The following is a 15423-nucleotide window of genomic DNA, read 5'->3' as shown; positions in this document are numbered from 1 at the left end:
AAACAAAAACCACCAATTAGGTGGTTTTTTTGTGACTTTTTATTATAGGATGGTGCCATATGCAGTAGCGCAAATGATTACAATAACAGCGCAGAGTACCTACGGAGTCGCATTTTCAATGGCAAGACATATTAGTTTTGGTACCCCAGTCAACGATGCTGAACGTTGGGCATTTTCTTTATTATCAGACGAGCTTCCCGAAGATTACCTCCTATTAACCAATGTTGAAATTCCTACTCACACAGGCCAGGCAATGGAAGTTGATGCTTTAGTTGTGGGTGAGTTTGGCGTGTATGTGGTCGACGTCAAAGGCTACATTGGTCGTTTGAATGCTGGTTTACATGCCTGGTCGCTTGATGGCCGTCATGTGGATAATAGTTTATCAAAAGCCAACTATGTGGCACGTGTCTTAGCAGGCAAACTAAAGAACAAAATTCCAGTCGGTGTTTATGCTCCTTGGTGTCAAGGCATGGTGTTTGTCACTGGCCGTAAAGGTGAAGAAATTCTGGTTGAAAAAGACACCGGTAAATTAAGCATTTATACACCAGCCAAAATCATTGCGGCATTGACGAAAGAGTGGGGCTTAACTGCACCGCATATTCATCCAGTGACAGAAACCCAAAAAGAGATGGTACTAGATACCATTGGCCAAGTTGCATTAGTTGAACAACGTAATAATAAGATCCAAGATTTCATCAAGCTTAAGTGTTTATTCCTGCAGCAAGGGTTAGAGGTTTGGCAGTCAGAATATAACCCTGGTGGTTGGACTGCGCCTTGGCTATTAAAGATTTTAGTGATCAGCCAGTTCGAAGATAGTGTCGATGCAAATCACCATGAACAAAAACTCCGTGATGAATTTAGACGTATTCAATCACTCTCGGGTTGTAGCTGTGTGCCATTTTGTGCGCCGTTAATTCAAGATGGCGAGCAAGTTGTATTACCAATTAGAATGCCACGCGGTGTGCCACTAAATATATTCGAAATTGAAAAACAAACGACTTACCAATTACTCGAAATTCTACGTCGCAGCGTTACTGGTTTGCAGCAAATTCATCGCCGCGGCTATACCATTGGTGGCTGGGCTGATAATTGTATCTTTGTTTCAGATGACGCTGATGTTGAGTTTATCGATATTAAAGATTCACTGAGTACCAATGATGATATTAAATCCTACGCTCAAGCTTTTTTAGACTTGGCAGAAAAAACGCTGCAGCCGCGTATATATCAATGGTACCGCTCGGCGGCAGCTGGAAATACCATTGATCTTGACGCTATTCGTTGTGACTTATCTGCTGTTATCGATTTAGGCGTATGCGATGCATTACCGCACCAAATAGAAATAGAACAAGGCGCGGTAATTGATCATCATTACCGTTTAGATAGTTTTATTTCGGCGACCTCAAGAAGCCAACTTTGGCGCGCATTGCATTTACAAGGCAATTTCCCGTGTTGTGTCAGTATCTATCAAGATGTTGATCACCAGTGGAACTCATTAAGTAACATGTACCGTAGTCTGGCTAAAATCTATCATCCACATGTTGAGCGAGTGCTAGCATTTGGCCAATTGCCACAATCTGAAGACTTGTTCATCGCCAGAGACTGGGTACAAGGCGTCGGGCTTGATGAAGTGACGACAGTGCAAGTGGGTCAGCCGCGATTGTGGTTCACTCAACTGCTCACCGCACTGCAGTATTTACATAGTTTAGATATTTTTCATGGGGCTATTTGTCCTAAAAATATTATCTGCCGTGATGAGAAAGCCATCCTAGTCAACTTTGGCATAGGTTCTGATATTGCTGCCAGCCATTATGCTGCTCAATATGCAGATCCAACGATGTGGTCAGTTGAAGGCGATGCTGAAAAAGATCTCTATGGCCTGGTAGCAAGTTTTGTTGATGCTATGGCGCCAGAATCGATTAAACAAGGCACTGGCGCTGATGCCATTGTTAGAGCATTGATGACATTCGATAAAGAATGGCTAGGTGAAGACTTTTTTAATGCCTGTTTAAGTATCTTGAAATTTGAATTTCGCATCGTACCAAACTGCAGTTATGCAGCGCAGTTAGGTCTAGATGAACTTGAGTACCAAAATTCAGGTTTATAGTTTTACGATTTCAATGGCGTTATTTAGTATCGATAATGCCATGATAAATACTATTAACAATCAAAGAGGGAACTATGATTATTAACCGTGTAACAGCCGAGCAGCTAAATGATATTCTGCCGCTATTTTGTCAATATATGCATTTTTATGGTGTTGAGTTGCCGCAAGATGAATATACCGCTTACTTAACGGAACGACTGAATAATCAAGAAGCGTTTATTTTTGGGGCGTACACGGAAGACAACAAACCCATAGGTTTTGTGCTTAATTACCAAACTTTCTCATCTGTTGAATTGGGGCGAGTACTGGTACTTAATGACTTGTTTGTTGATGCTGATTATCGTAATCAAGGCGCAGCAAACAAGCTTATTCAGTGCACTATTGAGCTTGCTCGAGGCTTACAAGCTGTGAGAGTCGATTTAGGTACTGCAAAAGTTAATTTCCAAGCACAATCCGTGTATGAAAAAATTGGCTTTAGAAAGGATACTCGATTCTTTTCTTACAGTTTATCGGTGAACGATCATCCTCCAATGGGTTAAAATCCTCTTTAAAATAAAAATTAAATCAAAGGTGTTACATGAACGCGGACGAAATCTATTCAATTGGTACTCAAGGCATGCCTTGGGCTGAATCAGAAAAGCAACAATGGCTTGCTGCACAAACAATTAAACGCAGCTATCAAGAGCAAGTTTGTAGCAAAGTCTTAGCTTTAAAGAGCCAATTTGAAGTTGAGCAATATGGCGCATTATCCTACGACGAACAACGCTATCCGCTCTACCTCGTTAAAACGACAATAGATACCAATAAACCGACTGTGCTAGTCACTGGTGGGGTACATGGTTATGAAACTAGTGGTGTTCAAGGTGCTATTCGATTTTTAGAAACGACAGCGAAAGAATATTCGCAGCACTTTAACTTTGTTGTCGCGCCTTGTATCAGTCCATGGGGTTACGAAACTATTAATCGCTGGAACCCTAAAACAGTCGATCCAAATCGCTCTTTTTATGAAGGTAGTCCAGCAGAAGAATCAGCTGCGATTATGAATATCATTGATAAGTTGCAGTCTGATCTTGGTTTCGAGTTTATTGCTCATATTGATCTGCATGAAACCACTGACAGTGATAACTCAGAGTTTCGTCCCGCGCTGGCAGCAAGAGATGGCATTGTAAATGATAACTGGAATATTCCCGATGGATTTTATCTGGTGGGTGACAGTGAAAATCCCCAAGATGCATTTCAACTCAATATTATAAACACAGTTCAGAAGGTGACTCATATTGCGCCAGCAGATGATGATGGTAAATTGATCGGTGTTGAGTTTAGTCAATTCGGGGTGATTAATTATCCATGTGACAAGCTTGGCTTATGCGCAGGATTAACTCGTGCTCAATATAAAACCACTACCGAAGTTTATCCGGACAGCCCATTGTCTGATGATGAGAATTGTATTCTTGCACAAGTGGCAGCGATTCGTGGTGGCTTGGATTATTTGATTAAAGCCTAAACTAAATTAAGCTAAGCTAAACGTAAACCTTGCTACCTTGAAGCGGTATGCAGTGATTTATGATAAAAAATCTGCCATTTGGCAGGTTTTTTATTTAATCGCGATTTATCTGTGTTTAACAATACTGTTTCTAAAAATACGAGCTGCTAATCGGATAATCTGAGTAAGTCATCACCTGCGACAATATGAGTATTGGTGGTGTAGTGAGCTAAGCTATATTCAATGTTTAATGAGAAATAAACGCTTTGCTTTAGGTGAGTCTTAATGGCCTGTTCAATGTCGACGCTGAGCTGATGCGTAAAGGCACTATCTCGGTGAGCTTTGGTTAACAGAGACACGGTTACCAGCATGTGGGAGTATTTATACTGTGAGCAGGGATAAGCCCTAGATTTACATACGCCAGCACTCGCATCATGTTCGTTGATGATGTTCTCTACTGCATCAAATACTTTATGGGTATCAAGATCGACATTATCTGAATATTTTATTTCGACATGAGGCATGCAATTGAACTCCAGGAAATGTTAACGCCTCAATATGAGGCGTTATTTATGGAGTACATGTTACATGAGTTTATTGGCTTTATATCTCTGTGTTTAGCATGTGTTTAGTTATGTGCACACTTATGTGTTCATTTCTATGAGCATTAAAACTTATAGCCAAAATTTAATGTAATAGAGGTTGATGTTTCAGTGTCGCCTTTATCTGCATATAAGCCACCTTCATCTTCTCGCGTAACCCCAATACCAGTACCAATGACAAAGCCTTTTTGTGCAAAACCATCAAAATGGTAATCATAGGTGATGAAGGCAAAGCCATCTTCACTTTGTAATTCCTCTCTACCTAAAACAATTCCGTAAGCATGCTTTGAGTTTTCACTAAAAGTGGTTTGCAAGCCAGCAGCAAAGCCGACTAAGCCGACAGAAGCATAATATTTAGTTGATGGGGTTTTATAGGCAAATTGTCCGCCTAAAACACCACCAAATTGATGACCTACACCAATAGCAGGTTCAAATTCGCCTGCTGAACTTAATCCTGGTGCGCTAATTAACGTAACAAACGATAGAGCAAGTAAAGATGATTTCATGAAAATCCTTTTTCGGTTTTTAACTAGATTAGAACTTCTCGCAAGTAGCTGTTCATTGTAAAAGTACTTCGTTGAGTTAGTACTGCAGTGACTTAGTACTTTATTGAATGTGCACTTTAGTGAACAACAAATTAAAGCTTCAATAACCTAACATAATTATATTTTAATTCAATAGGTTAAAAGAGGGTGCAGGTTTAGTATGAGTAATTATGTTGTTCAATGTTTAACTAAGGAAGTGGCAATAGGAATTTATTCAATAATTTCAATTAATTAATAGGTAATATTCTGTATAGCTATATTGTTATGGGTTTTCACCACACAACTAAAACGCTAATTGAACTGAGATATGCTCATTTGCTTAGGCTTGTTTGGGTTCACGTAAATGTCGCTAACTTTGCTCTATACCCAATTCCCCTTTAGCTATCTAGATCTACATCACAAATTTGGATGCTAATAAACATTCACAATAATCACATTATATGAATAGATTTGCTGTTTTGATGCTTAATAACCACATATTTAGTCATGTTATTGTGCGGTTGAGTCACAAATGGCTTGCTGCTTGCTGCTTACGTCACACAAATGGTTCTTTGGGGTGTAATAAAGCAACCATAAAACAGGGCTTTATCTTACCCTTCGGTGTGCTTACATTGTTCTCAATAAAAAATAAGGGAGGGCGCTTTAATGGAAAACATACCAAATCAGTCGATGACAGAAAAAACAAACAAAAGACACTTCAGCATATTAATCGGCAACATTGTGTTGTTTGCACTGCTCTATAATTTTTTACCGTTCGAACAAGGTATCAATACCGGTCTTTCTATTTTAGTCTTCGCGGCTATTTTATGGTTAACAGAAGCGATCCACATCAGTGTTACCGCCATTTTAATTCCAATATTAGCGGTATTCTTTGGGGTGTTTGATACCGCAACAGCAATGGGCAATTTTGCTAACCCAATAATCTACTTGTTCTTTGGTGGCTTTGTGTTGGCAGCGGCCTTGAATCACCAAGGTATCGACCGTTTAATCGCGCAGAAAGTGTTGCAGTTGTCTAAAGGCAAGTTGAGCATCGCCTGTATTCTATTATTCCTGGTAACTGCTGTTTTATCTATGTGGATCAGTAATACAGCGACTGCGGCAATGATGTTGCCACTGGCGTTAGGTATTTTGCATCAGTTAGATTTTAAAGAGCATAAAAAAACCTATTTATTCGTACTACTGGGTATTGCTTATTCAGCCAATATTGGTGGCATAGGGACATTAGTGGGTAGCCCACCCAATGCTATTGCTGCAGCACAGGTAGGTTTGAGTTTTAGTGATTGGTTAGAGTTTGGCTTGATCACTGTCGCAATTATGCTGCCGTCAATGCTGATAGCACTTTACTTGTTCTTAAAACCTGATTTATCAACGGTATGCGAGATTAAAGCTGATAACGTGAAAATGACCGTCAGCGCTAAACTAACCTTAGTGGTTTTCTTAGCCACGGTATGTTGTTGGATATTCAGTAAGCCATTAGCACAAGCGCTTGGCGGGATCAGTAAATTTGACACGATTGTCGCCTTGGGCGCAGTGGTTGTGCTTGCCAGTCTTAAGTTAGTTGATTGGAAAAAAATTGAATCAACGACAGATTGGGGTGTATTGATCTTATTTGGTGGCGGCTTAACCCTAAGTGCAATATTGAAAGCGACGGGTACCAGCGTGTTCTTGGCTCACTTTGTGACTGACATATTTGGTAATGCCCATATGGCGTTATTTATTCTTGCGGTTATTGCCTTTGTGGTCATGTTGACGGAATTTGCGAGTAACACTGCGAGCGCCGCGTTATTAGTGCCAGTATTCGCTGCTATCGCTGAACCACTCGGTTTGTCGCCAGTGATGATATCTGTGGTGATCGGTATCGCTGCCTCTTGTGCGTTTATGCTACCCGTTGCAACACCGCCTAATGCCATTGTTTTCGGCTCTGGTTATATTAAACAATCAGAGATGATGCGTGCTGGCTTGATCATTAACTTTATCAGTATGTTTGTGTTGTTCTTAATCACTAACTTCTTCTGGGGTTTTTAGTCTGAAGTTAATTTAGCTTTGTTAGTCACGCTAATAGGTATTTTAAAAGGTAATCTAAGTTAACATTAGGTTACCTTTTTTGTTTTCTATCGATTGAAAATAAGCGAGAAAATAGCCAATTTGACCGAACTGCTAGCAATAACATCAAATGGTTTTTTTCAATGCAGATAGCTTTTGAATTTTGGCTGTAAAGCAGGTCTAATAGCCTATTCTCCTCATTTTAAGATTTTAAGACTTACCTTATGTTCGAGTTAACCTTACAGCTTGCTGTCATTTTATTTTTTGTTGCGATTCTAGCAGGCTTTATCGATGCTATTGCGGGCGGTGGTGGACTCATCACTATTCCTGCATTGATGTGGGCAGGCTTACCCCCTGCAGCGGCTTTAGGTACCAATAAGCTTCAGGCTTGTGGGGGCAGCTTTTTTGCGAGTTTGTATTTTGTTCGCAAGGGCATGGTCGATTTAAAGCAAGCGCGCTTATCGATCATTTGTGCTTTTGTCGGTGCGGCCGTCGGTACCATCATCGTTCAAATGATTGATGTAACGGTATTAGAGTTGGTGTTACCGTTTTTAATTCTCTCTATTGGTTGCTACTTTCTATTCTCAAAAAAGATATCTGAAGAAGACAAACAACAAGTACTGACTCCAGCCATGTTTGCATTTACTGCTGCGCTTGGGGTGGGGTTTTATGATGGTTTCTTTGGCCCTGGCACGGGTAGTTTCTTTGCTTTAGCGTTTGTATCGTTAGCGGGTTATGGCTTAGCTAAAGCCACCGCTCATGCCAAAGTGCTTAACTTTGCGACCAATGTGTCTTCACTTATTTTCTTCCTTATTGGTGGTCAAGTCGCGATAGCACTAGGGCTGATAATGTTAGTGGGTCAAGCCATTGGCGCCACGTTCGGTTCGCGTTTAGTGATGACCAAGGGCGTTAAAATTATTAAGCCATTAGTCGTCACAATGGCCTTTTTAATGAGCTTTAAATTATTATGGGCTCAATACGGATAAGTGATTCTTATCCCTAACTTATTTAAGCGTTTTATTACGGGCTTTCAATAAGCTCACATCAAACAGAAAAGGTTTTCATGCGCATTATTCACACTTCTGATTGGCACCTAGGACAAAACTTTTACGGTAAAAGCCGTGCGGCAGAGCATTTTGCTTTTTTGCAGTGGCTGTTATCTCAAATTTCTCAGCATCAGGTTGATGCTTTGATTGTCGCAGGTGATATTTTTGATACTGGTACGCCGCCAAGTTATGCCCGTAGTTTATACAATCAGTTTATCGTCGATATTCAAGCGACGGGTTGCCAGTTAATTGTATTAGGCGGTAATCATGATTCAGTGGCAACACTGGGTGAATCAAAGCAATTGCTCGCATGTTTAAATGCCACAGTGATACCTGGCGCGCTTGATAACGCCGCTGATCATGTTTTGTTAGTGTCTGATAGTAACGACGAGCCCTGTGCGATTGTATGCGCGTTACCGTATTTGCGTCCTAGAGATATGGTATTGAGTGAGTCGGGTGAATCAAGTGAAGATAAACAACGAAAACTGGGTAATGAAATAGCCGATTTATATCAACGCTGTTTTACTGAAGCACAAGCGTTAAACCTGCAACAAACCACGCCACTGCCGATTATCGCCACAGGCCATTTAACCACAGTGGGTGCCAGCACCAGTGAGTCGGTTCGAGATATTTATATTGGCAGTCTGGATGCTTTTAATGCCAATCTTTTTCCTGCTGCTGATTACATTGCCTTAGGTCATATTCACCGTTCACAGAAAATCGCTAAGACGGAACATATTCGTTATAGCGGTTCGCCAATCAGTTTAAGTTTTGATGAACTTAATAGTCACAAAAGTGTTTATCTGGTGGAGTTTGATAACGACAAATTAGCTGATGTAACCCCCCTTGAAATACCTAAATATCAAGCCATGGCCAGTATTAAGGGATCGCTTAGTGAGATAGAAACTCAGCTTGCCGCATACTCTGAGCAAAACTCGAATTTCGTTACCTGGTTAAGCATCGAAGTTGGCGAACAAGATTTTCTAACCGATTTACAGAGCCGTATTGCCGATTTAACTGAAACATTACCCGTTGAAGTATTACAACTTAAGCGTGCTCGCAGTCAACGTCAGCAGCAAATTCAGCAAATGGAAAATGAAACCTTAACTGAACTCACTGTTGCAGAAGTGTTTGAGCGCCGTTTAGCTCAAGAGGACTTTTCAGAGCCAGAACAGCTGCAACGACTTGAACGGGTAAAGCAACAATTTGATATTGTCGTTAACGAGTTGAATGAAGTGATGGATGCTAAAGCTGATAAAGGCAACGCCCATAAAGAGACTGTTAGCAAAGAGACTGTTAGCAAAAAAACTGCTAGCAAAGAGACTGCTAAAACAGCGAATGTGCAAGATGATAATGCTGAGGAGACTCAATAATGAAAATCCTTAGCTTACGTTTTAAGAACATTAACTCCTTAAAAAACGAATGGAAAATTGATTTTACCCAATCCCCGTTCAAAGAGAATGGTCTGTTTGCCATTATCGGGCCAACAGGTTCAGGTAAAACCACTATTTTAGATGCCATTTGTTTGGCGTTATATCACCGCACTCCGCGATTAGATTCGATTTCTAAAACCTCTAATGAACTGATGACTCGGGGAACCAGTGATTGCTTAGCTGAAGTCGAGTTTGAAGTAAAAGGGAAGGGCTATCGCGCTTTTTGGAGCCAGCGTCGTTCACGTGGTCAGGTTGATGGTAATTTACAAGATGCGCAAGTTGAATTAGCGCAATTAGATGACGGAAAAATTCTCGCGAGCCAAATTAAACATAAAACCGAATTAACAGAATCTATTACCGGATTAGATTTTGCCCGCTTTACCAAGTCGATGATGTTATCTCAAGGTCAGTTTGCGGCATTTTTAAATGCCAAAGCCAATGAGCGTGCAGAGTTACTCGAGGAGCTAACAGGCACTGAAATATATGGCCTTATATCTGAACAAGTTCATCAGAAATTTAGCCAGTCTAAACAGCACTTAGCGATACTCGAAGCAAAAACCAATAGCGTTGAATTATTAGATGATGACAGTATTGCAGCTAAGCAAGCCGAAAAGGCACTGTTAACTGAGCAATCGCAGCAACACCAGCAAACACTAGAGCAAAGCCAACAGCAACTGACGTGGGCAAAGCAACTTGATCAAGCGGCGCAGCAACATACTGCCAGTGAGCAACAGCTGAACATAGCGCAAGAGCAGTTACAAACACAGCAAGCTGCATTAGCTAAACTTGCCGCCAGTGAACCTGCTGAAGTGCTATTACCGCTATTTGAAGGCATGACTAAGCTTGATAGCGCGCATTCACAGTTACAACAGCAATTGCAGCAGCGTAATGATGAACTTGCTCAAGCAACGGAGCAGTTAACCCAAGTATCGAATCAACAGCAGCAGCAGTCGCAACAATTAACCCAAGCTAAGCAACAGCACACCGATTTAGTCAAAAAAATTGATCATCAAGTTCAGCCCCTTGATAATCACATTGAGCAAGTGACATTTCAACTAACTCAGCAACAACAGAGCCTTCAACAGCAATCACAGTTGTCAGCAGACTTACTGCAAAAACAACAAGGCTTAGATGCACAAGTACAAAATATAGATGCATTAAAAGCGCAACAACAGCAAATTATTGCACAATATTCCCAGGGTAAATTGATTCAAACTCGTTTGGGTATGTGGCAGCAACAATATGCTGCTTACGCTGAACAAACTCGTCAGCAGAGCAAATTAACTCAACAAGCTGAATCTTTTACTCAGCAACAACAAACGCTAAAGGCGCAAATTTCAACCATTACAGCTAAAGTGAATTCCGAGCAACAACAGCTCACTAAGCTTGATGAAACGCGTCAGCAATCACAGTATCAATTACATAGCTTATTAGCGGGTGATGATGAACAGGCTATTGAGCAGCAATGTAATAGCCTTATTGCACAGCAGCCTCAAAGAAGCCAGTTACTGCAGCTTTCTGTGCGCTACCAAGAAACACAGCAAGAATTGAGTCAGCACACAGAGCAACAATCACTTGCTGAACACAATATGGCGTTAAAGCAAGTAGAGTTAACCCAAGTTAGAACCCTATGGAGTGATAAAAATCAGCAGGTAAAAGATCTATCCACCTTGCTTAAACAAGAACAGCATATTGCCGATTTAACTGAGCACCGAGCTAAATTAGTAGAAGGGCAGCCGTGTGCGCTCTGCGGTTCAACAACACATCCATTAGTGACTGAGTATCAATCTGTTGATATCTCACAAAAGGAATTACGCCATCAACAAGCCACTGAACAATTAGCCAATATTCAAACTCAGGGAGCGCAAGCCAAGTTGGAATTTGAGTCATTACAACTGCAGCTTAATACCGCGTTGCAAAGTATCAGCAAGTTATCAGGGCAGCAGCAAGAGTACCAAAATGATTGGCTGCAATTTTGTCAACAATTGGGGATTAACTTTGCGATAGCTGAGCAAGCTAGTGATACTCAAGCAAGTGATTATGTCGCCCAAACAGCGCAATTACAGCAAACGCTGACCCAGCGTTTAAGTCATATCAGGCAGTGTAAAGCACAACTGCAGCAGCATAATGATCATTATCAACAAGCCCTGTCGGCTGTCGAGCAACAACAACATCAATTGAGTTTACTCACACAGCAATTAGACACGGGATTAAGTGGTTTAAGTGACATTGAGCAACAGCGAGTAGCGATTACCAATAGCCTTAATGCTTTGGTTGTTGAGTTAACGGAATCGATAGCTCAGTCTGGAGAGACAATGCCTGCAATGGCAGACTTTGAGTCTTGGATTAAAGCGCTGCAGCAACAATTGAGTTTATGGCAACAAGCCTGTGATCAACAACTTGATTCTCAGCAGCAATTACAACTGTTGCAGCAACAGCAGCAAAGCGTGGCCACTCAACAGCAAGAATTGCAGCAGCAATTACAATTGCAGCAACAGCAATTAGCTGAAGTTGATGCTCAGCTGAAGCAATTGACGGAGCAGCGTCAGCAACTATTTGCTGATAAACAGACATTAACTGAAAAACAAGCAAGCCAAACAAGGTTGGAGCAAGCGGAAGCGCAATTAGCTGCTGCGCAAACTCAGCTCAGTCAACAGCAACAAAAACTTGATACGGTTAACGCGCATATTGAAGCGGTGAGTAAGCAAGTTACAGTTGCATCTGACGAGCTGCTGGCTTCACAATCATTGTGGCAAGCGGAGCTCAGCAACAGTCCATTTGCAAGTCAGGCAGAATTTAAACTGGCGTTAATGCCAAAATCTGAGCGCCTGCAATTGCTCCAATTGCAGCAACAACTCAATGAACAACGTTTAAAAGCAACGACCTTGATTGAGCAAGCTAAACAGCATTTAGCTGAGCTTCAAGCTCAAGGGCTAGAGCATGGTTTTGATCAAGCTGATTTAGCACAAGTCAAATTGCAGCATCAGCAAGCTGAAGCTGCGTTAGGTGAGGTCAAGCAATCACTGTGGCAAGTGAGCCATTTATTGGATGATGATAAGCAAAAGCGTCATAGTCAGCAGCAATTATTTGAAGAGCTGATACAGGCTAAACAGGCCTATGATGATATCGCTTATTTACACTCGCTAATCGGTTCGCAAAAAGGCGATAAATTCCGTAAGTTTGCTCAAGGCCTGACCTTAGATCACTTAGTGACATTAGCCAATAGACAACTTGACCGTCTTCAAGGTCGTTATCTGTTAGAGCGTAAGCAATCAGTGGATTTAGAGTTACAAGTACTGGATACATGGCAAGGGGATGCAATAAGGGATACCCGCACGTTATCCGGCGGTGAAAGCTTTTTAGTCAGTCTTGCGCTGGCCTTAGCACTATCTGATCTTGTTAGTCATAAAACCAGTATTGACTCATTGTTTTTAGATGAAGGTTTTGGCACCTTAGACAGTCAAACTTTAGATACCGCCCTTGATGCACTAGACAACCTCAATGCCTCAGGAAAAATGATTGGGGTTATTAGTCATATTGAAGCCATGAAAGAACGAATCGGCGTACAAATTAAAGTCCATAAAATGAATGGACTTGGGGTCAGTAAGCTTCAACCCGAATATCGGGTAAATAGCGACACCCAGCAGGTTTAAATATCAGCAGACTTAAAACCTACAGTACCAAGAAGCACAACCAGCAAATAATGGTTTTTTAGGTGTGTGAGCTATCATAAATGGTTCAAGTGAGCTTTATTAGAAAGTAGAGTTCACTTAACCTTCATTTATTCAGAATGCCTTCTACATTTCACATACTTAGTCACTAGTCGCATTTCATATATCATAGTGTTTGTCAGGTGTTTTATGACTGGCATATAGATGTAAACCGAGCCTACATGTATGGTAACAGTCCTTTCCCATGTTGTTTACTTTCCTTTACCTAGTTCAAATTTATGCAATTTAAACGACAGTTTATATTTTTATTACCGCTTTTTTTTGATATAACTCATCGTTGCTATATCTTCTAGTGCTTAAGTACGTAAGTTAACGGCACAAAGGTATACATTCTTCTATACGTATAATTAGGGCGGGCATCAAATTGCTTTCAGCTAAAATGGATAGGTTACAAACGCTTTTCACTAAAGCGCAAAGCCTACCCGCATTACATCGAAAACTCTTATTAAGTAGCGTGTTTATTATCGCTGCAGCATTACTGTGGCCTACACCCCAAGAGTTTTCATCACAACGTATTCCAGTGGCGCTAGATATAGAAGCCTTGCTTCCTCATGTCACTAATCAATCAGATATCAAGTTTGTTGAGCCTGAAGTACCTACGTTTGAACGTGTGATTCAAAATGGTGACACGTTAAGCCACTTATTCGAAATTGCCGGAATAGGGCAGCAGACCATGTATAAGGTGCTAGAAGCTGATTTAAATGTATTAGCTTTAGACACGTTATCACTAGGTAATCGCATTCAGTTTTGGCAAGATGAGCAACAAAATTTAGTGAAGCTTGAATTGTATTTCAATCCAGCTTACCAAGTCGTGTTTAACCGCTTTGATGATGGTAGTTATGGCGTTGAAGAAATTAATATTGAAGGCATTTGGCAAAACCGCATCATTAGTGGTGAAATTAATGGTTCTTTCTATTTATCGGCACAACGCTTTGGGTTAACAGCTGCGCAAATTCAAACGATTGAAACGCTATTATCGAGCAAATTGAATTTCTCGCGAGATTTACGCGCGGGTGATAAATTTTCAGTATTGATGAATGATCAATTCATTGAAGGTGAGTCCACGGGCGCAGCTAAAATCGAAGCGGTGCGTATTGTGACTGGTCGACGTAATGTGAGTGCATTTCAAAATATTGATGGCAACTATTACGATGATAAAGGCCAAGGCTTAGCCAGTGCATTTCAGCGCGTACCTTTAGACAGACAGTACAGATTGTCTTCAAGCTTTAATCCAACCCGTAAGCACCCTGTTACAGGGCGTGTATCACCACATAATGGCACCGACTTCGCGACACCAATTGGCACCAAGGTTGTGGCACCTGGTGACGGCGTAGTATCCATGATTACTAATCATCGGTTTGCGGGTAAATACATTGTCATTGAACATGACAATAATGTCAGAACGCGTTATTTACATCTTTCTAAGTTTTTGGTGCGAAAAGGCCAGCGGGTTAAACGTGGTCAAGCCATAGGTTTAACGGGGAACACCGGACGGGTGACAGGCCCACATTTACACTATGAATTTCATGTTAATGGACGCCCAGTGAATCCGATGAAAGTCAGTATTATCGAAGCTTCTGTATTGCCTAAAAAGCAAATGGCCGCATTCAAAAATTTAGTGAATAGCAAACAGATGATGATGGATCTAGGTTAACGCTGTTAAGCTTTCTTATTGTTAGATTTAAACCACTTTCGACGATGTTAAAAGTGGTTTTTTTTATAGCTTCAATTTCTTCTACTCATTGATTTAACTTATTGTAGATTAACCTGCTGCGCTAATAAGGCGATTTGCCTAGTTCAATACAGGTCAGTAATAATCGTAAATCAAATTCGAGCTGGTGGTAATCACTGGTCATGTATTCACACAATTGATAGAAAGCTTTGTTATGGTCTTTTTCTTTTAGGTGAGCGAGCTCATGCACGACAACCATTCGCAATAGTGGTTCGGGTACATGACGTAACCTTGACGATATGCGGATTTCATTCTTCGCTTTGACCTTATTACCTTGGGTGCGATTAGCATAAGTATGAAGCCCTAAAGCTTGATGGCTTAGGGTTATTTTTTCGTCGAAGATTACTTTAGAAATAGGAGCCGACTGCTTAAGGTATTGCTGCTTAAAAACCATTGTGTAGTCATATAGCGCTTTATCCGTGCGAATATCATGCACAACAGGATAATGCTTCAAAATTGCGCTTTTGAGTGTATCCGTGGCGATAAGATCCTTTACCTGTTCAATGGTGTTAGCTGAATAGCCGGCAATATATTTAAGTTGGGCATTTTGCTGTTTCTTCGCTGTTACATCTGTGCTGGTGACTAAAGCTGCCAGTGTTTGTTTTGCAGCTTGATTGGTTACGGCATGAAGATTTGATGCTTTTACTGCCATTTTTGGCGGCGCACTAAGGTTACGTTTTTTTACTGGAATGGGTGCTGATGGG

General features: G+C 41.0%; 11 protein-coding genes. 8 read left to right on the top strand and 3 right to left on the bottom strand.

Going from position 1 to position 15423, the window contains the following annotated elements:
* Positions 1 to 118 precede the first annotated feature (118 nt).
* The 3 genes from FPK91_RS05650 (at position 119) to FPK91_RS05640 (ending at position 3608) form a co-directional block, all read left to right on the top strand.
* Complete coding sequence (locus FPK91_RS05650; RefSeq protein ID WP_144214177.1) at positions 119 to 2104, top strand: NERD domain-containing protein kinase family protein; 1986 nt, start codon at positions 119 to 121, stop codon at positions 2102 to 2104.
* A 74-nt stretch (positions 2105 to 2178) separates the two neighbouring features.
* Complete coding sequence (locus FPK91_RS05645) at positions 2179 to 2643, top strand: GNAT family N-acetyltransferase (RefSeq protein WP_144209194.1); 465 nt, start codon at positions 2179 to 2181, stop codon at positions 2641 to 2643.
* A gap of 38 nt (positions 2644 to 2681) precedes the next feature.
* Positions 2682 to 3608: a M14 family metallopeptidase gene (locus FPK91_RS05640; RefSeq protein ID WP_144209190.1), complete on the top strand. Its 927-nt coding sequence runs from the start codon at positions 2682 to 2684 to the stop codon at positions 3606 to 3608.
* Between the two features lie 146 nt (positions 3609 to 3754).
* Here the strand turns inward: FPK91_RS05640 and FPK91_RS05635 are convergent, their stop codons facing one another.
* Together FPK91_RS05635 and FPK91_RS05630 are read right to left on the bottom strand one after the other, a co-directional pair.
* Positions 3755 to 4111: a tautomerase family protein gene (locus FPK91_RS05635; RefSeq protein WP_144209187.1), complete on the bottom strand. Its 357-nt coding sequence runs from the start codon at positions 4109 to 4111 to the stop codon at positions 3755 to 3757.
* Positions 4112 to 4254: 143 nt separating this feature from the next.
* Positions 4255 to 4695, bottom strand: a complete 441-nt coding sequence (locus tag FPK91_RS05630; protein WP_144209184.1) for a hypothetical protein — start codon at positions 4693 to 4695, stop codon at positions 4255 to 4257.
* A gap of 684 nt (positions 4696 to 5379) precedes the next feature.
* On the opposite strand from FPK91_RS05630, the gene FPK91_RS05625 reads away from it, so the two are divergent.
* From FPK91_RS05625 to FPK91_RS05605, 5 genes are all read left to right on the top strand, one after another.
* Positions 5380 to 6759 carry an SLC13 family permease gene (locus FPK91_RS05625; protein WP_144209181.1) on the top strand — a complete coding sequence of 460 codons (1380 nt, stop codon included), beginning with the start codon at positions 5380 to 5382 and terminating at the stop codon, positions 6757 to 6759.
* Between the two features lie 242 nt (positions 6760 to 7001).
* A complete protein-coding gene (locus FPK91_RS05620) occupies positions 7002 to 7763 on the top strand; it encodes a TSUP family transporter (RefSeq protein WP_144209178.1) in 762 nt (253 codons plus the stop codon).
* Between the two features lie 77 nt (positions 7764 to 7840).
* Positions 7841 to 9196, top strand: a complete 1356-nt coding sequence (sbcD, locus tag FPK91_RS05615; RefSeq protein ID WP_144209175.1) for an exonuclease subunit SbcD — start codon at positions 7841 to 7843, stop codon at positions 9194 to 9196.
* Positions 9196 to 12909: an SbcC/MukB-like Walker B domain-containing protein gene (locus FPK91_RS05610; RefSeq protein ID WP_144209172.1), complete on the top strand. Its 3714-nt coding sequence runs from the start codon at positions 9196 to 9198 to the stop codon at positions 12907 to 12909. The genes sbcD and FPK91_RS05610 overlap by 1 nt, the downstream gene beginning before the upstream one ends.
* Positions 12910 to 13366: 457 nt before the next feature.
* The gene (locus FPK91_RS05605; protein ID WP_144209169.1) at positions 13367 to 14641 is read left to right on the top strand and encodes a peptidoglycan DD-metalloendopeptidase family protein; all 1275 of its coding nucleotides are present in this window, start codon (positions 13367 to 13369) and stop codon (positions 14639 to 14641) included.
* A 121-nt stretch (positions 14642 to 14762) separates the two neighbouring features.
* Here FPK91_RS05605 and FPK91_RS05600 read toward each other — a convergent pair whose 3' ends face one another.
* Positions 14763 to 15371, bottom strand: a complete 609-nt coding sequence (locus tag FPK91_RS05600; protein ID WP_144214174.1) for a M48 metallopeptidase family protein — start codon at positions 15369 to 15371, stop codon at positions 14763 to 14765.
* Positions 15372 to 15423 lie beyond the last annotated feature (52 nt).

The organism is Shewanella donghaensis (assembly GCF_007567505.1).
Taxonomy (GTDB): Bacteria; Pseudomonadota; Gammaproteobacteria; order Enterobacterales; family Shewanellaceae; genus Shewanella; species Shewanella donghaensis.
This window is presented reverse-complemented; position numbering and strand designations above follow the sequence as displayed.